Here is a 21886-nt window from a genome sequence, read left to right as displayed (position 1 = left end):
ATATGCTGAACGCGCGTTTAGTTAGAAAAACGCTGGGCACTAAATGGTGCAAGATCGACCAGTAAAGGCTTCTCATGAATCATCTCTTCAACAAGACGCCCTGTCATCGGCCCTAAAGTGAAGCCTTGATGACTGTGACCAAATGCAAACCAGAGCTTGTCATGCTTATCAGCAGGACCAATGACTGGCTTCATATCCGGCATACAAGGACGTGATCCTGCCCATGCTTCACTCTCGACCGCATCTTCTAGCGGCAAGATTTTTTTGGCAAGCTTCAATACGGTTTGTAATTGACCAAAGTTCTTTGGTGCATTCATGGTGGTCATCTCAGCACCCGTCGTAATACGGATACCTTGCTGCATTGGACCCATCACAAACCCTTTGTCCATATCAAACATACTATGATGGATGGTATTTTTTTCCGTCACTTTGAAATGCTGATGATAGCCACGCATTGGGAACAATGGCAGATTATAACCAAGTGGTTTGATCAAATCATTAGACCATGGGCCTGCAGCGATGACCAATTTATCACTATAATAAGTATCTTTATCAGTGATGATTTTCCAGCCTTCTGCATCTTGAACGATTTCTTTGACATCAGTCTCTTTGATCGTGCCCTGCATCTCTTGGAAGTTTTTCGCATAGGCTTTTACAAGCGAGCTTGGGTTTGATACTTGCCATGAATTCAACCAATGGATAGCACCAACGAAACCGTCAAAGTTGGCGCGCGGCTCCATGGCTTTTAGCTGTTCGAGATTGAGTACATTATGCTCAACGCCTTGGTTACGAGCATCAATGGCTGATGCTTGTGCTTCTTTAAACGTCTCTTCCGAGCGATGTAGTTGCAACCAACCATCGCGAGTAATCAGCTCATCAGCACCAGATGCACTAATCATGGTCTGATGCTCACTGGTACAATGCTCAATCAACGTTTGCCACTCAGATTCAATTTTTTTAACTGATGCAGGCGTCGAGTATTTCCAGTACTGAAGCAGCGCTTGGTGATAACGCAAAATGGCTGGAATACGATAGCGAATATCCGTACCTTGATTGGGCAATACTCGAATCATCTCAGTCAGCTGACGGGGAAAAGGATGCGTATGAATGGCTTCACGCTGAATCAATCCAGCATTACCATATGACGTCTCTGATCCTGGTAGCTTCTTATCTAATAACAATACGTTTGAATTGTTTTTTTGCAAATGCCACGCAATTGAGGTACCAACCATACCTGCACCGATAACGATCACTTCATAGCGCATAATCTGTCCTTCTCATAGGATATTAATACAGTGTGTCAAAATATAGGAGTGTAAAAATAGAGGGTCTAAATTATAAGGTGGTAATATAACGCATTGCGCTGAATATTAAACCCTTATCTAAAAAATATTTTCACGACGACATATCTTTGGTTATACATTTAACAAAAAGCCATTTTTAAACGGAATAAGATTGCTGAATCAATACTCACCACCACACTGGCTCATCACTTTCTATCACTGGCTGTTTCATCGTTTCTACCTTGACCTTGTCTATGGACAGCTCAGCGATAAACCGTGAGGCTTTGTCAAAGTATCCTGAGTAACTCGAAAAATAATCCGGCGCGGTTAAAAACAATCGATGCTTGGCACGACTACAAGCAACATAAAACAATTTACGCTCCTCCTCCAACTCTGCAAAATCACTCAATGAGCGGTAATGTGGCGTAATACCATCAACCAATGCATTCACAAATACCACAGGCCATTCCAGCCCCTTAGCACTATGAATCGTAGAGATGGTTAGTTTATCAGTGTCCGCATCGCCTTGTTCAAACTTGCCTGCGATGGCAACTGAGTCATTGGGTGGATCGAGTGCAAGATTTTCTAAAAAACTATCAAGACTGTCATGCTCATTCGCTAAGTTTGTGAGGACACGGAAATCCTCACTACGCTCCCGCCAATTGTCTTCATTGATTTTTAAGACAGGTATATAAAATTCAAGAATCAGCGTAATAATTTTTTCAACTGAGTCCGCTTGATTGGCTTGGCTTAGCATCTTGTATAATGGCATCAGTTGATCGCTCTTTTTGGCAAATCTTGCGGTCAGTAATGGCTCAAAAGAATTGTTATCCGCTGTGATTGCTTGGGTTAGACGCGTTGCAGTGACTGATCCAACCCCTTTAAACAAGGTCAAGATACGATGCCAAGATATGGTATCGTTGGGGTTATAGAGGATTTTGACAAATGCCAGTACATCTTTGATATGACGCCTCTCAATGAACTTAATACCGCCGACGACAATGAATGGAATATGACGATCCATAAATTCCAGCTGTATATAATTAGACTGAAAAGACGTTCGGCACAATACCGCAAAATCTTGATAATCATATTCTGACTTTAGCGCGATGATTTTATCAGCGATATATTTGGCTTCTTTGGTTTCGTTACTCAAGCGGCAAAAAACAGGCTTCACCCCCTCTACTTGAGAGCCTGAATACAGCTGTTTTTGATAGCCTAATGTAATTTCATCTGATAAGGCATTAATATAATTTAAGACAGCAGGCGTACTACGATAATTCTGCTCAAGCTTAATAAGCTTGGCATCAGGATACGTCTCACCAAATAAAAGAATATTCTCATAATTGGCACCGCGAAAGGCGTAGATGCTTTGGTTATCATCACCGACCACCATCAGTGAAACCGATTCAGGAGTACAAATAAGATCAATCAGCTCTTTTTGCGGAATATTGGTGTCTTGATATTCATCAACCATAACATAACGATAATGCGTTTGGAGCAGCTGACGGAATTTGTCATTGGTTTTTAGATGACGTACCACTTGGCCGATAATGTCATCGAAGTCGTATAAATGATTGGCGCGTTTGTATTCGTGAAAGTCAATCGCCAATTGTTCTATAGCAGAAATATGGGTAGCAATATCGGGATAGCCACTTTCAATTAATTCACGGATATGGATACGCCGATTTCTAGACGTGGAAAATATTTTTTGCAACGTCTTTTTGCGCGGAAAAGCTTGGCTAGTGATATTGGTTGCGTATTTTTTCTCTTTATTAATCAAGTCGATTGCATCTTCGCTATCGCCTGTATCCAAAATGGTAAACCTTGGATTGATACCAAGCAGTCCTGAATATTGGCGCAGCAGAAGGATACAAAATGAGTGAAAAGTACCGCTGGTAATCGCATTGAGCGCTTGACTGTCTTTTTGATTCTCACCATCACCCGTGAGGCTACTTGCCAGCAAGGTCTTGGCGCGACCTTTGATTTCATTGGCGGCTTTACGGGTAAAGGTTAGTAGCAAAATCTCTTTGGGCGACACGCCATTTTCTATCAAATAACTGGTTCTATAAGTGAGTGTTTTGGTTTTACCAGAGCCTGCACCCGCGATAACCAAAACCTTCCCTTCAATGGTCGTGGCAGCCAAGAGCTGATTAGCGTTTAGCTCACTGGCATAGTCAATCTCTAGTCCTAAATCATCGGCAAGCCGTTGCTGCAACAAGTCAGTATCTGCGGTCATCAAGTTGGCTTCAAGCTTCTCAATCGCTTTTTTAAGACGCGCAAGCTTGGGTTTCATCTCAATGAAGTTTTGTGGATAGTTATAATGATGTGTGTCAAAAATCGTGGGTTTCATGATACGGTCTTGCCTTTGATGGGGTTTGCAGCGCGCTCGATAGTTAGAGTAACGCCACTGAATAATCGTTTAACGTAAGCAATAAGTCCTAGCTTATCATAATAGTGCGAGTAGCTAACCTGACAGATGCTGTGTCATGAAAATCCATTTATCCAATATAACAACCTCACCCCTATTGAGTGAAATTTGCTACAATATGCGCAATTTTGATTTACTATTTGAGCAAGTTGTACATCAACTGATTTTATTAATACAATGAGAGAACGTTATGGGTTTTAATTGCGGCATCGTCGGCCTACCAAACGTGGGTAAATCCACCCTGTTTAATGCCTTGACCAAAGCGGGTATCGCCGCTGAAAACTTTCCATTTTGTACCAAAGATCCCAACACAGGTATCGTACCTGTACCAGACCCACGTCTAAAAAAACTGGCTGACATCGTCAATCCTGAGCGTGTATTGCCAACGACGATGGAGTTTGTGGATATCGCAGGTTTGGTCGCGGGCGCGTCTAAAGGCGAAGGCATGGGCAACCAGTTCCTAGCCAATATTCGTGAGACCGATGCGATTGCCCATGTGGTACGCTGTTTTGATGACGACAACGTCGTGCACGTTGATGGCCGTGTCAGCCCGATTGATGATATCGAAACCATCAATACCGAATTGGCATTGGCAGATTTGGAAGCCGTTGAGCGTGCAATCCACAACCAAACTAAAAAAGCTAAAGGTGGTGATAAAGACGCGCAAGCATTGCTTGATGTATTTAAAAAAGTTGAGCCATTATTAGCAGAAGGTAAAGCAGCACGCGCGGCAAACCTTGATAGCGATGAGAAGAAACTCATCAGAAGCTATGGCTTGATTACGCTAAAGCCAACCATGTACATCGCCAACGTCTCTGAAGATGGCTTTGAAAATAATCCATATCTAGATGCCGTCCGTAACTATGCCACGGGTGAAGACTCTATTGTCATCGCTCTATGTAATCAAATTGAATCTGAAATTGCCCAACTCGACGAAGACGACAAAAAAGACTTCTTGGCTGAGATGGACATGGAAGAGGCTGGCCTTGATCAAGTAATTCGTGGCGGCTATGACCTGCTTGATATGCAGACTTATTTTACCGCTGGTGTCAAAGAAGTACGCGCGTGGACAGTAGCCGTAGGTGCCACAGCGCCGCAAGCCGCTGGCGTAATTCATACGGACTTTGAGCGCGGATTCATTCGTGCTGAAGTCATTGCTTATGATGACTTTATTGAATATAACGGTGAAAAAGGTGCGGCTGCCGCTGGTAAGTCACGCCTAGAAGGCAAAACCTATATCGTACAAGATGGTGATGTGATGCACTTTAGATTTAACGTGTAATATACCTTGTCTTAAACGTAAAAACCAATGTAGAGCAATCTATGTTGGTTTTTTTTATGGTTTATATGTTATATTATAACGTAACAAACTAGTAACTTTCATCCACCTACTTTTATATCTGTAAAGGCATTTTCCATGATAGCGCTTACCCCTACTCACTCTAAAACGGCTCTACTTTGCGTGGCTTTTCTATTGGCAGGCGCAGGCTGTGAACAAAAGACCGAGTCTTCGCAAGCTCCTAGTGAAGCGACAACGACAGAGGACGTCCATGCTGAGCACGAAGACCACGACCATGAAGAGCATGATCACGAACACAGCCACGACGAGCACGATCATGCAGGACATCATCATGACCATGCAGACATGACAACCTATAACTGCCAGCCTGAACAAACCATTGAAGCTCACTACGATCCTGAAGATAGTGCACAGCCTGCCACCAGCGCCCACTTATTGATCGATGGGGTTGAGTACGATCTAACCGCAATGACCTTACCTCAAAATAATAGTACTGGTGCTGCGTATGAGACCGATATTGGTATTGCGAATGATGCTGGTATGACATGGCAGTTGAATGCTGACGCCACCAAAGCGGTATTGAGAAATAAAACGTTGGATGGCAGTGTCGCTACAGAGGCTGAAGCCGTGTTGTTTGATTGCCAAAAAGCAGACAGCTAAGGTGTATTCTTAAACATATAGAACTAAACCCTTAAAATGCGTCGTTGTCTGGTTAAAATCAGGCAGCGACAACAGATGAACCCGTGCGACTATTTTGCTATGCTAAGAAGCAATAGAACAAATACTGTCCGTTCATCACTGGGATTATAATAATAATGTCTAACCACCTATCGTTCTCATCTACCACCACACAATGGTCACACTTACTCAGCGCTCAACGACTTGGTTCAACCAAAACGCCTAAAGCTGGTGAAACCACCCGCTCCCACTTTCATAAAGATTACGACAGACTGGTTTTTTCTCACTCTTTTCGCCAGCTCAATCAAAAAACCCAAGTTCATCCATTGACCAATCAGCTTGGCATTCATACTCGCTTGACCCATTCACTTGAAGTCTCTTGTATCGGACGCTCTTTAGGTATGATGGCGGCAGAAAAACTACATGACCAATTAAGCAGTGGTCTCCCTGCTGGAGTCTCCCCTGCTGACGTTGGCGTTATTGTACAAGCCGCCTGTCTTGCTCACGACATCGGTAACCCGCCCTTTGGTCATGCGGGAGAATACGCCATTCGTGATTGGTTTCGACAACCCAATCCTCAAGCCATTTTGCAAAACCTAAGCACAAATGAGCAACTGGATCTATTGGCATACGAAGGCAATGCACAGGGGTTTCGACTATTGGTGCGCAACGAGCATCATCCTGATAAAGATGGCATGCGGCTGACTTGTGCCACACTAGGTGCTTTTATGAAGTACCCTTGGCTTGCCACTCACAGCAACGATGTTAATAACCCCAATATGGCCAGTAACGTACAAAAATTTGGCTGTTTTAATAGCGAGTCAGCACAGTTAGAAGTACTGGCTGCAACGTTACACTTACCTCGCTCAGAGCAGCACGATGGCTTTGCCCGTCATCCGCTGGCGTATTTGCTAGAAGCAGCTGATGATATTTGTTACGCCTTGATTGATTTAGAAGATGGCATCAATTTGAATATGCTCACCTATACCGATGTGGCCAGTATCTTTTATGAGTTAATCGGCGAACGCCCTAGCGATATTCAACTACCAGCCCATATGTCGGTCAGACAAAGTTTGGCTTCATTACGTGCGCGCGCCATGATGCGTCTGGTCAATACCGTGACCGATGCTTTTGTCGATAATAATGACGCTTTGCTCGCTGGCAAGCTGCACGGTAGTTTGTTCGATCATTGTGAAGCAAGCGTGCAAAATGGCATCCATCAAGCCAAACAACTGGCACGTGAGCAGATATTTAATCACCCAAGCAAAGTCAGAATGGAGTTAATGGCAAATAAATGCTTACATCGTCTACTAGATGCCTTTATGCCACTTGCTTGGACAAGCAATCAAACGGCACCCACATCATTCTCTATGTCCTTTGAACAACAGCGCCTACTTAGATTACTCCAACCCCATCTTGATGAGCATCACCGCGAACTTACAGACAATCATTATCATAATATCTTAAATATATTGGATTTTGTTACAGGTATGAATGATCATGAAGCGTATCGTTTGGCGCAAGAGCTACAAGGGCATTGGGGAACCATGGTGTAGTGCGTACCAGTTGAACGGATTAAAACAATTTGCGTATTTCAGTCGTATTTGTGCGCTGAAATGAGTATGATAAACCCCTATCGGATAATTTTGAACCATTATGAGCAGTCGCGAACAAAAGAAACTTCAGACTCGGCACGCCTTTTTTAATGCAGTGCTCGATCTGTGTATGACAGGACAGTCTTTTAGCTCTATTAGCCTCAGGCAGGTAACCCGTGAGGTAGGGGTTGTGCCAACTGCATTTTATCGACATTTTGATGATATGGAGTCGCTAGGTCGTGCGCTTGTGGTAGAAGAGCTGGGCGGTACGTTGGCCATATTGAGCGACAGCTTACAAATAGGCCGCAAACGCAGCTTTGATCGCCAAATTGCAAAAAGTATTCAGCTGTTTTTGTATATGGTCAGCGATCAGCCTTATTACTGGCAATTTTTAGTCAGTGAGCGTTATGGCGGCTCAGAAGCCGTGCGCAAAGCCATCAATGAGCTGGTTAAAAAACACGCACACAGTTTAGCGGAAGATTTGGCGCTGCAGCCAGCCTTTACTCACATCAATGGGTATGACCGTCGCTTATTGGCTGAAGCGGGTGTCAATATGTTCTTTTCTTGGATCATCGACTGGCTAGAGCTGACCTATACAGAAGATCATGACGATGAGGTCGATTTGAATGAGATTGAAGAGAATAAGCATCTCATGCTACATAACTGTACTCGCCAAGCGCAGATGCTGTTTTATGGTGCTTATAACTGGAAGTCGAGTGAAGAGACTCGTTTGAAAGATTAATCATTGGCTTTTTGATACCTGTCAAAAACTGGGTCTAAAAGCCCAAAGGCGCTGTGTCACTATCTCAATGGTCTTGGCTTTTTCCTTGTTATCAGTACCACTATTATTATTAGCGCTATCGGCACCGCCATTATTAGCATTGCCATTACTACTTTCTGCAGCGCTGACGTCAGTTGGCGTTTTGCTAATCAGTACGGTTGCGAAGCGTTGTCTGGTTTGACCGATACTGCCACTATCGGTGGCCGTAATCAGCGCCAAAAATGCCTGACTGTCTACTGCTAATAAGGTCGAAAGATCTTTACGCTGCGCGTCATCCAAACTGCTCAACACGGGTAATTGCCACAGATCATCGATGGTTGCGATTGCCTGCTTCGATCTCATATCGACCAGCCCTTGCATCTGCTCACTTGTGCCACCGTCCATTAAGGCAGCTAGCAACACAGGGTTGGCTGTATTCACATTCACTGGTACAAAGTAAGGTACCGCCGTAATATACGGACGCAGTGTCTTTAATGCCTCAGCGGTGACGCCTCGTACCTCTTGCAACTGATCGATACTTACAAAAGACTGATTTGGTAAGGTCATATTCGATTGCTGCGTATACACCGCATCCTCAGCACCGCCATCTTTATATACCTCACTGTCGCTGTCTTGATAATCAAGTACCGCAATAGCAATATCAGGCTCTAGATTTAATTGAGTCAACAGTCTTTGAAACATGGCGACAGCAGCTGTATCAACCGCGCCATTTTGATACAAATTATTAATATTAAAGCGGCTGGCCTCATCACGCACTTCAATACCAATACTATGACCACCCAAGGCGTATGGCGGTATCGGCTGTGCCCAAATGTCCTGTGCGCTGTCCGTATCATTCAGCTTATTATCAGCACGAATCATGGTAAGCGCTAATTGCTGACCAGCACTAATGTCTTGTAGTAATTGATTTTGATCAAACAACAAACCACTGCGCCTAATAGCAATTTTTTGACTGGCAAGCATGGCACCTGCGACCACAGTGATACTGACGACCAATAGTAAGATAGTCAAGAGCGCTACGCCGCGCTGAGAATGCGCTGTCATTGACATAAGTGGTCGCCTTGGTTATTGATCCTGTGGTACATTTTTAACGTTACCTTCTCAATTGATATTATCTTCTCAATCACTGTTCTCTACGCCATCGTTGGAGCCACTTTGAGCGTCGTTGCCAGTACGGTCGCTGTTATTATTTTGGTCGTCAGGAAGGTTTTGGTCATTAGAAGGGTTTTGATTGTTACTGGCACTTTTATAACTACGTGGTATCGGCTGAGGGGCAAGCGCCCATTGCCAAGTGATTGGCATATCTTGATAAGTGAAACTAACAGCCGTGCCTTTTGGTAGTAAAGGCAATTCAGACTTCGCGCTGCCATCAGTATTTATCTGCGTAGCACTACTATTCACACTACTATTACTGTTGTTTTCATTAGGGAATTTGGTGCTTAACTCTGGTACATAGGCTTGCCAACGTCCATCAGTCACGCCTTCAAGCAACACGCTATCTAAGCTGATACTGTCACGTTCACCGCCTAGGCTGGTGTATTGACGGCGAATCAAGCGCTCATCTACAAAAACGTATTCGACATGCTGGATACTGGCACTACTTTGATAACGCGGATCAGGATCGGCATAGCGTACAAAGCTGACATGCTCACCATCCAAACTCATAAAAGGCTCTGGCGCTTTCTCGTTGGCTTGGCTATCCGCGTTGAGACTGTTATTTGCAATATTATCTGATTGAGTATCAACTGCTTGGTAAGGGATGATCTGACTCATGTCTTGCTGCAACTGCAAATAGGCATATTGCAACACAGCCAAATTATCGGCATGAAATTGTGCCCGCTCACGAGCGCGATTGACACTACTAAACACTTGCCATCCTGCTACCGCTAGCATGGCAAATATAGCCATAGCAACCATGAGCTCAAGCAGAGTGAATCCATGCTGATGCTTCATAGGCTGTCCCCTATTTGTCCTGACGTACCTGCGCTCTGACTACTCATATTACCCAGATCCAAACTGCCCATGTCTTGCTCAGGATTGCTTAAGATCACATCAATATCTGTCACGACGTTACGCGTCTGTCCTTCCACCATAGGGGCAACAGCAATATTTACTTTTTTTAATGCAGGCGTGATGGCATTACTGACTGTCATCACCACTTGCCAATCACGACCTTGAGCATTGATTATCTGTGTACGATTTGCGGTTAGCCATGTCTTTTGAATATGTAAATCGGCCGCAGCATTTTGTGCGACGAAGTGGGCCAGCGTGCGAGTACGCAATGTATCGACAGAGCTGAGATACGCACTACTTGCACGGCTCGCAGCAACAGCAACCACTGCCAAAATGGCTAAGGCAACCATGACTTCGATCAAAGTAAAGCCATGCTCGTGTTTGGATTTAGAAGATGCTTTCTTGATAACAGCAGGAGATGATTTGGATAAAGGAGACATCAATTATAACTCCTGCCCGATCATCATACTACCATCAGGCATAATCGTAATCACCTCCCCCACCAAGCGCGAATTATGAATCACTTCAATGGTCACTGGTGTCGCTTGCCCAGTACCAAACCATAATATCTGTGGTACGGCTTGACTGGCAAACCAAGGTTGTAGTGTCTGATTTTGATTCGTATTTGGTACGTTACCAGAGTCCAAACTCTGTATCCGCAGACTGACGCCAGTAGGCAACTCAGGCAAGCTGACCTCTGGCTCAACTTCCCAGCTTGGCGTAGGCTGTTGTTCACCAGTCGTACCAGACATACCTGTCAGGTACGACGATAACTCCATTGCGTTTTTAGGACGACTGTCCATACTATTGGAGGTGATTTCAGGTGTTTGATAAGCAATATAAGCGTTTGATAAAGTGACAATCACAGGCGCAACCTGACCTTGCTTATCAGCTTGCAAGCTTAGACCCATTGGTTGCATACGCTCCGCCGATAACAGTCGAACATAGCTTAATGAATCGGTAAGATGTTCATAAAATGCGCGGTTTTTGCGAGATTCACTACTACCAACGGATAAGCTCATCATGCCAGCAAAGATGGATAAAATAACGACGACAACGACAATCTCAACCAAAGTAAACCCTGATTGTGAACGTGGCAAGTAAAGCATGTGAGTGGTGGGTGAAACAAGATTTTTTAGCGAAGCGTGTTCATTAAGATGAGGGTAATCCAACGCATTGATACCTGTTGTATCATATGACAGACTTTCATGGATTAAGGCAGTATAGTCACTGGTCGCTGAGCTGGACTGGGTCTTGGCAGTGACCGTCATATTGCACCTATAAGCCCATAATAAGCAGGTTGTTGTGTATACAATGGTATGAGTAGCAGTACGCTAAAAGAACAAGGTAGCAGGTGTCGCCATAGCCTGTACGACGACACAGATTCTTGCACGCGCTCATTTATATGATTAACGCGTTGAAAAAGATATTAGTAACTGGTGTTGCGGTGCTCTTCTGACTCAGTATCGATTTGCTCTACCAGCTCTTGCATGTCCTCATCCATCACTTCATCCTCATGAGCAGGATAGTGGCTCGGCAGTTCAAGCATTTGCTGCACAAAAGCATAACGTAGGGTATCACGGCGACCCAAATAGCGCTGATAGAAGCTCGAGTTCAACAATCCTGCCCCACCTTGACCCATTGCCCAAATAGAAGATAAATAATCACGAGTACTTAGGCTACTGTGTTCGTCTTTTAGATAAGCACTAATGATGTCAATCAAACGCTTCATACGTTGACGACGAATATCATATAACTCGCCAAACAAGCGATTGAGACCCGTCACCGATGCCGCCAAGCGTTCTTCAATTTGATTGAGTAACATCGCTTTTTGTGGATTAAATAGCTGCTGAAAAATCATTCGTGCTACGCCTGCCGATGGACAGTCGTCAATACGGTTAATCGCAAACAGCTGCTCCTCATAACGAATAATAATACGCAAATAAAGCTCATCTTTACTGGAAAAATGCTTATATAGTGTGCCTTTAGCCAAATCAAGCTGGTCTGCCAAACTGTCTAAAGTGATATCACCATCGCCCGACTCAAGTAGCAGTTGCTCTGCCATCGCTAAGATATTCTCTTCTCGTGCTTTGAATTGGTGCTGACGACTCATAACATCTCCTAAAACCTGACAAGATTGGACATACGACCGTTGTGTGGATTAGAGCATGGGCAATGCAAGTATGAATCCATGCAAAAACGGCTCAAAAACGACAACAGAGGATATGCTTATATTTGCGAAATAGTGACTAACAACCATAGGGTTATACTTGTCATTTGAATGGCTTAGCACTTGAGGTTTCAAGGCTAGCTGATAAATGACTGATTGGTCATAGCATAACGATTTTAATGATACTGTGCCAGTAAATTTTCAAAGTTTTTTGCAGTTAGTTTGCCTACCTCTTCGGCACTACAGCCATACATATCTGCGATATAAGCTGCCACATAGGGTACATAAGCGGGTTCATTCGGTCTACCACGTTTGGGTACGGGCGCTAGATAAGGGCTGTCCGTTTCGATAAGTACTCTGTCTTTAGGCATTTTTCGTGCCGCGTCTTGAATCATTTGAGCACTCTTAAAGCTTACAATACCTGAAAATGAGATATAAAACCCCAAATCCAATGCCTGTTTTGCGGTTTCCCAATCTTCAGTAAAGCAGTGAATAATGCCATGTTCAGCGCCCTCACTTTTTAGGATATCGATGGTGTCTTCTTTGGCATCACGCATATGTATCACGAGTGGTTTCTTTAAATGTTGGCTGGCATGAATATGACGAGCAAGGCTGGCTTGTTGCTCTTTTTTGTTTTCAATCGACCAGTAATAATCGAGCCCTGTCTCTCCTATAGCCCATACGTAATCGTTGCTGGCCGTCTCTATCAATCGCTCAACGGTCGCTGATTGCAAGACCTGAATATCTTCACAAGGATGGATACCCACACTCATACCCAGATTGAGCGTCTCATTGTTATAGGTGCTAACAATCTTGGCAATATCTTCATATTCATTAAAATCACACATGATCGCCATCGCACGAGTGACATTAGCGGCTTTCATCGCATCTATTGCGCCAGACAATTGACCATCGTATTTGGTTAAATCTAAACGATTCAGATGGCAATGGGTATCAGTAAACATATACTCTCTCGTTAATAAAAATGGATAAATAGCAAAATTGAGTTAAAAATTAAAAATGTTATGGGTATGTATTGCCCTAAAGACGGCTGTTTTCAAGTAAATTAAAAGTACCTTATTTATCAAGCCTATTTATAACTACTTAAATTCATAACTACTTGAAATCAGTGCAATGGTACGACGCGCATCACCTCTTCTATGGTGGTCACTCCTTCGCTAATACGTTTTGCGCCAGACAAACGCAGTGGTTGTACGCCTTCTCGGTAGGCTTGCTGTTTGAGTACGTCTAAATTGGCATCAGCCGCGACCAGTTTTTTTAACTCATTGGATAAGGGCATGATTTCGTACAGACCCACACGACCCTGATAACCGGTGTGACGGCAGTGCTCGCAACCTTGCGCCGTATAGATTTGAGTAGGTAATGACGAACGCCAAGGCTGAACTAACTCTTGCCACTGAATGGCAATCTCGCTATCAGGCGCCACGTCTACTGCTTGCTTACAGTGTGGACATAGCGTCCGTAATAAACGCTGAGCCATCACTCCTAAAATAGTCGCTGACGTTAAAAACGGCTGGATGCCCAAATCGTGTAGACGAGTAATCGAGCTTGGCGCATCATTGGTATGTAATGTCGATAGTACCAAATGACCAGTCAGAGAGGCTTGTACTGCCATATTTGCCGTTTCGGCATCACGAATCTCACCCACCATAATGATATCAGGATCTTGACGCATTAATGATCGAATACCATCTGCAAAATGCAACTCGACGCCAGGATTGACCTGCATTTGGTTAAAGGCTGGTTCAATCATCTCAATCGGGTCTTCAATTGTACAGACGTTGACTTGCTCAGTGGCTAGCTGCTTGAGCGTACTGTATAAAGTGGTGGTTTTTCCTGAGCCTGTCGGACCTGTAACCAAGATAATACCGTTAGGATTGGCAGTCAACTCATGCCATGTTTCAAGCTGCTTGCCAGATAACCCAAGCTGAGCAAATGAGCGTACCAATACTTCAGGATCAAACACGCGCATGACCAGTTTTTCACCGAAAGCTGTTGGCATGGTCGATAAACGTAGCTCAGTCTCCAACCCCTTTGGTGTACGGGTTTTAAGGCGACCATCTTGCGGTTTACGCTTTTCAGCAACATTAAGTCGCCCTAAGATTTTAATACGTGCTGTCACTGCCACTATAATTGCCAGCGGCATCTCATAAACGGTATGTAGCACACCATCAATACGAAAACGTACCTTACCTGTCTCACGACGCGGCTCTAGATGAATATCACTGGCGCGTTGCTCAAAAGCGTACTGCAATAGCCAATCAACCACTCTAACGATATGCTGATCATTGGCATCGGGGTTGGTGTTGTCACCCAGTTGCAATAATGCCTCGACATTGGTGACGTCCGCTGCCGCCCGTTTATGGACACTATTTGCCCCTGCAATCGCTTGGGTTACTTGATAGAACTCTCGTCGATAGCGATGAATCTGGTCAGGACTGATATAAACCGTGCGATAGTTTCTAGACTTAACGAGCTTTTCAATATTTGCTTGCCAGTCCGTATAAAATGGCTGATCTGTCCCAATGACCACTTCATCATTCTTCACTTCAATCGGTAAGATATGCTGCGAGCGTGCATATTCAAAGGACATCAACTGAGTCGCAGCAGGAACATCCACTTTTAAGGGATCAATACGAACCAGTGTCATACCTGCTTTGCTGGCCAACCACTGATTCAACCACGCAAGGGTCAATTTGGTCTCAGCGTTTGGTTCAAGGGCATGACCATTTGGTAAACCAAACTCACTGATGGTAATCAATGGATGCTGCGCTTTATCACGACGACTGGTAATAACTAGGTTGTAACCGCGCTGATCAATGACTTTATCTGCCAACAACTCATCGAGACACCAACGCAGATCAATCACTATCGAATAATTTTGAACAGACATATTTTTCTTCTTGTATTATTAGCAACGAATTTCGGTAAAGATATGAATGTAATTAGAGACAAATGTCAGTTTAAATCTTTATCAATCACTACTCTATCATTCACAAGCGACTAATAAGTAAGTGCGACGAGTCGATTCTAGCGCTACACACTCACCTCTACCACATCAGTTATTTGTAAATGCTTTGATTCTATCAACCGAAACATCACATCGATAGACTTATAACGCATCACAAACGCCGTTTTTGTATCATCACGGCGGTAGGCTGGACGTGGGTCTTGAGCGATAAGCGCTTTAATCGCATCCATATCAGAGACCAGCAACTGGTTCTGTATTTGATGAATATGCGCGGCGACTGTATTAAGCTCTGCCCCAGTGGCGTTATCGGTACATTGTTTGTTCTGCTCGATATTCACCAAACCCATGAACTGCTCGTGAGCAGATTCAGTGATCATCACTTCCGACAGTATAGGGGCTGATGGGGCAAAGCCACTTTCTGCGTGAACAATGGTATCACTATAAGCGACATAAGGTTTGATATCGATGATTGGCGTGGCATCGATCATATCGGCTCCGCTAATAACCAGTAATACGCGTCCTTCTACGATCTCAATACGTTCAAGCTTCACCACAGACAATCCTAAGGCAGAAGGCCGATACATACTACGACTGGCGAATACACCTATTTTTTGATTACCACCGAGCCTAGGAGGACGTACTTGCGGGCGAAAACGGGTGTCTGTTTTATCACGACTATTGTTTTTATTAATATAGTTGTGATGAAAATGCCAACTGATCCAAATATGACTAAACGCCTCCATACCAATAAAAGCGGCCGGATCATCATAAGGCGCTAACATTTCAATAATACTGGTCAGTGCTACCAAGTTTGGCTGTCTTGGCGCACCAAATTTTTGCGGCAGCGGCGCACGATGATAGCCAATAATTGGTGCGTGATAACCATCACTTTGAGACGCATTTTCACTAGACATAAACCTCCTCCGTAAATAACCGTGCTCTTTTATCAAGCAAAACTGCCCAATCTTACAAAATTACTCGCTAACGATATTCCATTTTATCATGCTGCATTGCTGCTACTGGACGGATTTTTATTTTAAAGTTTGGTATTATGAGCGAGCGCTTCGATGACAGCCGTTTAATTGCTTACCTTTCTATAGACCTTCAAGCCACCTCTACATACTGACAACATCACATAAAATGTTAGAATAGCGCTCAGATTTTGGTCAATGAATATGTGATATTAGTGAACGCTTGCAAAATTGATGTTTTAAAAACAACAATTTATACCGTCATCAAGGCTCGATACCTTTTTATCATTTTAATATCATTTATCATTTTTAATGTAACATTGAAAAAAATACATTTCATACTCATTTAATTTAACGACACAGATAGCAACTTATTGACGAGGACTTTATGTCAAAACTTCGCACCGAAACGGTCACTGAGGTTCATCATTGGAATGACTCTCTATTTAGTATCAAAACCACTCGTGACGACGGCTTACGTTTTCGTAATGGCGAGTTTGCGATGATTGGAATCGTTGTCGATGGCAGACCGCTATTACGCGCTTACTCAATTGCCAGCCCTAACTACGAAGATCATTTGGAATTCTTTTCTATTAAGGTTCCAGACGGCCCTCTGACCTCACGCTTACAGCATATCAAGGTTGGCGATGAGTTATTGGTCAGTAAAAAGCCGACAGGTACGCTGGTACTAGACGATTTGCTACCTGGCAAACACTTATACATGCTTTCAACAGGAACGGGCATGGCACCGTTTTTAGCATTGGCGCGTGATCCTGAAGTCTATGAGCGTTTTGAAAAAATAATTTTGGTACATGGGGTACGTAACGCAGAAGACTTGGCTTATCGCGACATGTTCGAAAACGAGCTTCCTAATGACGAAATCTTTGGCGAATGGTATCGCGAAAAATTCATCTACTACCCTACCGTTACTCGTGAAGAATTTAGAAATCAAGGTCGTGTGACGGATTTGATGAAATCAGGCAAGCTTTTTGAAGATATTGGATTGCCACCAATCAATAAAGAGGATGACCGTGTTTTGATATGCGGCAGCATGCCATTTAACGCAGATGTTTCAACCATTTTGGATGATTTTGGTTTGACCGTATCACCACGTATGGGTGTACAAGCAGACTATGCTGTTGAACGTGCGTTTGTTGGATAATAGGTATTTTGGTAAATCAGTCGAAAATAATTTAAAATAATTCTTGACGGCTAAAAATAGGCTGCTATAATACGCAGCCTATACAGAGTTAACCCTGTAACCCAATTCGATAATCTCTATTCTACATTAGATGTTATCTCCTTATATGCCAGTGTGATGGAATTGGTAGACATGACGGATTCAAAATCCGTTGCCTTTAAAAGCGTGTCGGTTCGAGTCCGACCACTGGTACCAATATACGAAACCCTTACAGTCTATGGATTGTGAGGGTTTTTTATTGCGTGAATTATTTATAAATTATTCGAGTAATAATAGTATCAAATAAAATTTTGATACTATCTTGATACTTTGATGCATCTGTTATTTAACGTATTATAGTATTATTAACACGATAAATAATGCGGTACGGATGAGATATGAAAGTTAAGCTTAGTAAGAAGTTTGTTGATTCAGTAGCATACACCTCAAGCGGCACAGATATTTACATGGATGAAGTATTAACAGGCTTCGCACTTCGTGTGGGTAAACAATCTAAGCGATACACACTTCACAAACGCATTAACGGTAAGCTCTATCGTGACGAAGTTGAAGAAACACACCTTATCACTTTGACTGAAGCTCGTGAAAAAGCCAGCACAATGATGGTCAACATAAAGAAGGGACTTGATGTATATGATAGCTATCACGCTACTCCAAAAATAAAAGATACACCAGATTTTAACGTGCCAACACTAAATGAAGCTTATATCTACTTTAAATCTATGAAACCTAATCTTGCCAGCCGTACTGTTGAGACTTACGACCAACAGATACTTGGTCGACTTGATGATTGGCTTGAAGTGTCTTTAAACGATATAACTAAAACTATGATAAGTGAAAAACATAAGCAAATAAGTAAGTCTAGTCCAGCTCAGGCAAATGCCACTATGCGAGCTCTTCGATCAGTATGGAATTATTGTCAAGATAGCTTCTTAGATGATGATGAAGAGTACATAATAAAGGACCAACCCATTCGAATACTGAATGCCAAAAATGATTGGAACAAAATTAAACCTCGTACTCACCATGTTGAGGAGGAATATTTGGGAGTATATTTTAAAACTTTGATAGAGCACCGAGACGGTAGTTCATTTAAACAAGCACCTTATAGTAATAACGCTCGCGATATTTTATTGCTTTTTATGTTTGCTGGTGTTCGTTTAAATGAAGCGCAATCACTAAGATGGGAAGATGTAGACCTTGACGCTGCTCGCATTGTCTTTAAAGCCACTAAAAATGGTTCTGATTACCATATGCCAACTGGAAAAATACTTCAAGCCATACTCAGTGAACGATTTAGATTGAGCTATGGAGAGCATTGGGTATTTCCGAGTGATTTGCAGAGAAATGATGACCATGTCAAGGATTTGAGCGGTAGTTACCGTTCGATATCAAATAAGGCTAGCATGCATATTACCCCTCACGATTTACGCCGTACATTTGGCACTGTCGCCAATAGTCTCAATGTAAGCTACCCTGTGCTCAAGAGACTGCTAAATCATCGTGAGGCTAAATCTAGTGATGATGTGACATTACAATACATACAAGTATCACAGCGACAATTGCGTGAAGCTTTAGACGAGATTGAAGATTCTTATTGCAAGCGTATTGGAATGACTCAAGATGAGGTAATTAAGAGCCTCTTGCAGACATAACTTCATATAATTTTTTAAAGTTCTGTACAACTAACTAATCGATAGAACATATAACGACATTTTGATTAGGAGATATATTATGGGTATTAAGCTTGAACTGAGTATGACACAGAATATTAGAGACGAAAGAATCTGTGTCGACTATTGGGCATATGATCATAAGGAGGATTATCTTGAACATGTACGAATGCTATGTCATAAATATAGAATCAGCTCAAATCTATTGTTTGAGACGATTGCTCAATGTTACGCTTGTTTAGATGATGTGCTCTGTGAGTACTGCGCAAGTGCTTGCCCGGTAGAGATGCCAGCAGATATCCTATATATGCGTGCTCAAGATAGTTGGTGTTGTATGGTTTGCAAAGACGCAGTATGGCAAAAGGATTACGTTTGATTGCTTTCAAACTTATATAGTAGATCTCTTGCAAAAGTACCAGTTCATTGACTTCCACTGACGGAGTTACGAAGGCTAGCAATGACTTATGCAAGAGATCTAGTAATTATTGCAAAATCTACAGTAGTAAATTACATTTTATGATTTTTTATAAACAATCATATATGCCAATTATCCTGATTAAACTGGTTCACTATCTCTAGTAACCCATTTACCAAACTCAAAACTCTCGTTATATTTGATTTTAAAACTGTTGTTTACACGGTAGACACATTCCGTATTAAGAGTTGTATTCGAAGTATAGAATTTTTCTGTATTAAGACCTAAATGCTTTATAAAAAGCGGCTTAGTGAAATTTTTTTTTAAATAGGTACTATACTGACCATCTCTATCTATGACAAAACCACATTCAACACAAGTGTTGACTATAAAAACTTTGTTCAGTATTTCACTACGCACCTTTTTTATGGGTGAAAAAACATAATGCTTAGAAAAATGCGTATTAATAATTCTAAGCTCTTTATCGCTACAATTTTTTATTTTCTTAGAACGTACTTTATAGTCTTCTTTATATCTCACCTCAGAAATTATCGGATTGGAGTAACCACATTTAGCGCAAGAGTCTTTACTCACCCCTAAAGTCATCTCAGTGATACCATTGGATTTAAATCTAAACTTTGTAGAGGTGAATCGCTCATAAGGTATAAAAACTAGGCCTTGTGACACCAATCTTTGTATAAAACTCTCTAATGGTAGCGTAATAGGCTTAAATGAACGGTGGTTGTACCGACTACTGTTGCTGTCTAGCCTATTCACGTTATAGATCATATAAGCTTGATTGTCCTGCGTCTTATTTCTATAAATAGAGAATACAGGTATGTCTTTCGTACTATAGGCATAATCGCCTGTAATTGCATTAGTATCTTTAACTGAGCCACTTCTAAGCAACCACGCACACCTTACGCCTGATTGAGCATATTTTTCTTGTCTGCGTTTTGTTTCTATAAAAGCTTGAGGGCTCCATTGCACTTCAATGGCAATCTTAGCTTTGCCTTTCTCTGCATAAATATCAGCAATCCACTCCTCACCACTTGGGGTAAGCCCCGCTTTTTCAACTTCTACAACCCAACCGTTTCTATCCAATTCTTTCATAACAAGATATTTGATATGCATGTGTTCGGCAGTTTCACCACCAGTCGAGCAGTTAGAGTCTTTAGGTTTTGCCTTATGAGCGAAGAACTTCGTACCTAGCTTACTTGTCTTTAGTATTGCCTGATTACCACAGCAAGCCATATTGAAACTGGACGATTTATCTTCTTTTAAAACTATCCAATCTTTTAAGCTATATATAAAACTATAGATTTTTTCATCATTTTTTATGCAAATAAAAGCCATGTTGACCCTTAATTATTTTGACTCTTGAGCTAGCAATTCATTCTTACATATGCTCATGCTTTCTATAGTGAATACGCTTTAAAAATAACATAGCGCTACTGGGATGAATTTTGCGCAGCCTCTAGGAACGCAGCACGCAAGTAAAATTTATACCAGTAGCGTGTCTAAACTTATAACAGTTTTATTTTCAGAGGACTATAAGATAATTGCACGTAATTAGGGTTTATCTTCTCCTAAGCCTTCATCTGATTTAGTATTTTACTTAGGTAACGTTGTGAATACTGGGGTTTGATCTCAAAGCGTTTCTGTTAATGCTTTTCTTGCAATAACTTGTATTTTTAGTAGCGACTCAATAGATGCGGTATTGTAACTATTACTTATAGCTTATCCAATTGAAGACACGCTAGCCCTAGACTAAAGATGAAAAAATAGTTTATAAAACTAATAAATATGAACTAAAAGTTAGTATATGATTTTAACGGATAAACACTTATCTATTCTAATTCAGGATATAGAATCTTGGTTAATCTATAAATCTCGTCCTCTGCATCTGATCCCTTGGGATTAGGATTAGGATAGGCAGCAGCGGTAAGTATCAATCTAGGTAGCTCTAAATGATTAGCAAATACTTTCGCCAGCTCTCTTCTTAGAAAGTCAAACCAAAAAGTAGTAATTTCTGCGGGTGTATGAGGATCGGGTATCACATAAGTGAATAAATCTGCATTAAGACAATACTCCATACGGAACGCGGCTGCCATACGGTCATGAAGCCACTGCAGAGGCCTATGATCATTAAAACTACTAGGTTCATCACGTAAGTCGCTCAGTTCAGTGCGAACAGCAACTACCCTTTCAGCTTCACGATGTTTTTGAACAGAAAAATTAAATATGACACGCAATGCTTCTCCATAGCAATCATGCTGAATCTTTGCAATACGAGTAGAATCACCCTGAAACTTAGTACCAACTATCATCATTAACCCTTGTTAATAAGCTTGTAGCGTATCGACTACATAAGCAATAAGAT

At 42.2% G+C, this 21886-nt stretch carries 18 protein-coding genes and 1 tRNA gene; 7 read left to right on the top strand and 12 right to left on the bottom strand.

Annotated features, from left to right (window positions below):
* Positions 1-17: 17 nt before the first annotated feature.
* Positions 18-1265, bottom strand: coding sequence for an NAD(P)/FAD-dependent oxidoreductase (locus FW759_RS07780; RefSeq protein WP_062844266.1), 1248 nt, complete (start codon positions 1263-1265; stop codon positions 18-20).
* Positions 1266-1470: 205 nt separating this feature from the next.
* Positions 1471-3636: an ATP-dependent helicase gene (locus tag FW759_RS07775; protein ID WP_446442642.1), complete on the bottom strand. Its 2166-nt coding sequence runs from the start codon at positions 3634-3636 to the stop codon at positions 1471-1473.
* 268 nt (positions 3637-3904) lie between these two features.
* Between FW759_RS07775 and ychF the strand changes: the two genes are divergently transcribed.
* The 4 genes from ychF to FW759_RS07755 all read left to right on the top strand — a co-directional run bounded on the left by ychF (position 3905) and on the right by FW759_RS07755 (position 8029).
* Positions 3905-4996: a redox-regulated ATPase YchF gene (ychF, locus tag FW759_RS07770; protein ID WP_131392265.1), complete on the top strand. Its 1092-nt coding sequence runs from the start codon at positions 3905-3907 to the stop codon at positions 4994-4996.
* 135 nt (positions 4997-5131) lie between these two features.
* Positions 5132-5674, top strand: coding sequence for a hypothetical protein (locus FW759_RS07765; protein WP_095568648.1), 543 nt, complete (start codon positions 5132-5134; stop codon positions 5672-5674).
* A gap of 155 nt (positions 5675-5829) precedes the next feature.
* Positions 5830-7248, top strand: coding sequence for a deoxyguanosinetriphosphate triphosphohydrolase (locus tag FW759_RS07760; RefSeq protein WP_443504862.1), 1419 nt, complete (start codon positions 5830-5832; stop codon positions 7246-7248).
* A 100-nt stretch (positions 7249-7348) separates the two neighbouring features.
* Positions 7349-8029, top strand: coding sequence for a TetR family transcriptional regulator (locus FW759_RS07755; RefSeq protein ID WP_062844261.1), 681 nt, complete (start codon positions 7349-7351; stop codon positions 8027-8029).
* A 21-nt stretch (positions 8030-8050) separates the two neighbouring features.
* Here FW759_RS07755 and gspK read toward each other — a convergent pair whose 3' ends face one another.
* The 8 genes from gspK to tsaA all read right to left on the bottom strand — a co-directional run bounded on the left by gspK (position 8051) and on the right by tsaA (position 16157).
* Complete coding sequence (gspK, locus tag FW759_RS07750; protein ID WP_446442641.1) at positions 8051-9118, bottom strand: type II secretion system minor pseudopilin GspK; 1068 nt, start codon at positions 9116-9118, stop codon at positions 8051-8053.
* Between the two features lie 69 nt (positions 9119-9187).
* On the bottom strand, positions 9188-10021 hold the full coding sequence (gene gspJ, locus FW759_RS07745; RefSeq protein ID WP_446442640.1) for a type II secretion system minor pseudopilin GspJ: 834 nt from the start codon (positions 10019-10021) through the stop codon (positions 9188-9190).
* Positions 10018-10521 carry a type II secretion system minor pseudopilin GspI gene (gene gspI, locus FW759_RS07740; RefSeq protein WP_446442639.1) on the bottom strand — a complete coding sequence of 168 codons (504 nt, stop codon included), beginning with the start codon at positions 10519-10521 and terminating at the stop codon, positions 10018-10020. Before gspI ends, gspJ begins: the two co-directional genes overlap by 4 nt.
* Positions 10522-10524: 3 nt before the next feature.
* Positions 10525-11352 carry a prepilin-type N-terminal cleavage/methylation domain-containing protein gene (locus FW759_RS07735; RefSeq protein WP_446442638.1) on the bottom strand — a complete coding sequence of 276 codons (828 nt, stop codon included), beginning with the start codon at positions 11350-11352 and terminating at the stop codon, positions 10525-10527.
* A gap of 158 nt (positions 11353-11510) precedes the next feature.
* The gene (locus FW759_RS07730) at positions 11511-12194 is read right to left on the bottom strand and encodes a TetR/AcrR family transcriptional regulator (protein ID WP_062844258.1); all 684 of its coding nucleotides are present in this window, start codon (positions 12192-12194) and stop codon (positions 11511-11513) included.
* A gap of 233 nt (positions 12195-12427) precedes the next feature.
* On the bottom strand, positions 12428-13216 hold the full coding sequence (locus FW759_RS07725; RefSeq protein ID WP_446442637.1) for a TatD family hydrolase: 789 nt from the start codon (positions 13214-13216) through the stop codon (positions 12428-12430).
* A gap of 161 nt (positions 13217-13377) precedes the next feature.
* Positions 13378-15165 (bottom strand): GspE/PulE family protein, encoded by a 1788-nt coding sequence (locus FW759_RS07720; RefSeq protein WP_446442636.1) that lies wholly within the window; start codon positions 15163-15165, stop codon positions 13378-13380.
* Between the two features lie 143 nt (positions 15166-15308).
* The gene (gene tsaA / locus FW759_RS07715; RefSeq protein WP_446442635.1) at positions 15309-16157 is read right to left on the bottom strand and encodes a tRNA (N6-threonylcarbamoyladenosine(37)-N6)-methyltransferase TrmO; all 849 of its coding nucleotides are present in this window, start codon (positions 16155-16157) and stop codon (positions 15309-15311) included.
* A gap of 445 nt (positions 16158-16602) precedes the next feature.
* Between tsaA and FW759_RS07710 the strand changes: the two genes are divergently transcribed.
* The 3 genes from FW759_RS07710 to FW759_RS07700 all read left to right on the top strand — a co-directional run bounded on the left by FW759_RS07710 (position 16603) and on the right by FW759_RS07700 (position 19070).
* Positions 16603-17376 carry a ferredoxin--NADP reductase gene (locus tag FW759_RS07710; protein WP_062844254.1) on the top strand — a complete coding sequence of 258 codons (774 nt, stop codon included), beginning with the start codon at positions 16603-16605 and terminating at the stop codon, positions 17374-17376.
* Between the two features lie 147 nt (positions 17377-17523).
* Positions 17524-17610, top strand: a tRNA-Leu gene (locus FW759_RS07705).
* A 182-nt stretch (positions 17611-17792) separates the two neighbouring features.
* A complete protein-coding gene (locus FW759_RS07700) occupies positions 17793-19070 on the top strand; it encodes a tyrosine-type recombinase/integrase (protein ID WP_201508720.1) in 1278 nt (425 codons plus the stop codon).
* Positions 19071-19644: 574 nt separating this feature from the next.
* Here FW759_RS07700 and FW759_RS07695 read toward each other — a convergent pair.
* Both FW759_RS07695 and FW759_RS07690 read right to left on the bottom strand, forming a co-directional pair.
* Positions 19645-20859: a competence protein CoiA gene (locus FW759_RS07695; protein WP_201508719.1), complete on the bottom strand. Its 1215-nt coding sequence runs from the start codon at positions 20857-20859 to the stop codon at positions 19645-19647.
* A 494-nt stretch (positions 20860-21353) separates the two neighbouring features.
* The gene (locus FW759_RS07690; RefSeq protein WP_201508718.1) at positions 21354-21833 is read right to left on the bottom strand and encodes a hypothetical protein; all 480 of its coding nucleotides are present in this window, start codon (positions 21831-21833) and stop codon (positions 21354-21356) included.
* Between the last annotated feature and the right edge of the window lie 53 nt (positions 21834-21886).

It is taken from the genome of Psychrobacter sp. 1176_08 (genome assembly GCF_052850615.1).
The sequence above is the reverse complement of the archived record's forward strand: the minus strand, read 5'-3'. Positions and strand labels throughout refer to the sequence as shown.

Bases quoted from the DNA above. Each gene is read 5' to 3' on its own strand.
- FW759_RS07780 (WP_062844266.1), bottom strand. From the start codon at position 1,265: ATGCGCTATGAAGTGATCGTTATCGGTGCAGGTATGGTTGGTACCTCA.
- FW759_RS07775 (WP_446442642.1), bottom strand. From the start codon at position 3,636: ATGAAACCCACGATTTTTGACACACATCATTATAACTATCCACAAAAC.
- ychF (WP_131392265.1), top strand. From the start codon at position 3,905: ATGGGTTTTAATTGCGGCATCGTCGGCCTACCAAACGTGGGTAAATCC.
- FW759_RS07765 (WP_095568648.1), top strand. From the start codon at position 5,132: ATGATAGCGCTTACCCCTACTCACTCTAAAACGGCTCTACTTTGCGTG.
- FW759_RS07760 (WP_443504862.1), top strand. From the start codon at position 5,830: ATGTCTAACCACCTATCGTTCTCATCTACCACCACACAATGGTCACAC.
- FW759_RS07755 (WP_062844261.1), top strand. From the start codon at position 7,349: ATGAGCAGTCGCGAACAAAAGAAACTTCAGACTCGGCACGCCTTTTTT.
- gspK (WP_446442641.1), bottom strand. From the start codon at position 9,118: ATGTCAATGACAGCGCATTCTCAGCGCGGCGTAGCGCTCTTGACTATC.
- gspJ (WP_446442640.1), bottom strand. From the start codon at position 10,021: ATGAAGCATCAGCATGGATTCACTCTGCTTGAGCTCATGGTTGCTATG.
- gspI (WP_446442639.1), bottom strand. From the start codon at position 10,521: ATGTCTCCTTTATCCAAATCATCTCCTGCTGTTATCAAGAAAGCATCT.
- FW759_RS07735 (WP_446442638.1), bottom strand. From the start codon at position 11,352: ATGACGGTCACTGCCAAGACCCAGTCCAGCTCAGCGACCAGTGACTAT.
- FW759_RS07730 (WP_062844258.1), bottom strand. From the start codon at position 12,194: ATGAGTCGTCAGCACCAATTCAAAGCACGAGAAGAGAATATCTTAGCG.
- FW759_RS07725 (WP_446442637.1), bottom strand. From the start codon at position 13,216: ATGTTTACTGATACCCATTGCCATCTGAATCGTTTAGATTTAACCAAA.
- FW759_RS07720 (WP_446442636.1), bottom strand. From the start codon at position 15,165: ATGTCTGTTCAAAATTATTCGATAGTGATTGATCTGCGTTGGTGTCTC.
- tsaA (WP_446442635.1), bottom strand. From the start codon at position 16,157: ATGTCTAGTGAAAATGCGTCTCAAAGTGATGGTTATCACGCACCAATT.
- FW759_RS07710 (WP_062844254.1), top strand. From the start codon at position 16,603: ATGTCAAAACTTCGCACCGAAACGGTCACTGAGGTTCATCATTGGAAT.
- FW759_RS07700 (WP_201508720.1), top strand. From the start codon at position 17,793: ATGAAAGTTAAGCTTAGTAAGAAGTTTGTTGATTCAGTAGCATACACC.
- FW759_RS07695 (WP_201508719.1), bottom strand. From the start codon at position 20,859: ATGGCTTTTATTTGCATAAAAAATGATGAAAAAATCTATAGTTTTATA.
- FW759_RS07690 (WP_201508718.1), bottom strand. From the start codon at position 21,833: ATGATAGTTGGTACTAAGTTTCAGGGTGATTCTACTCGTATTGCAAAG.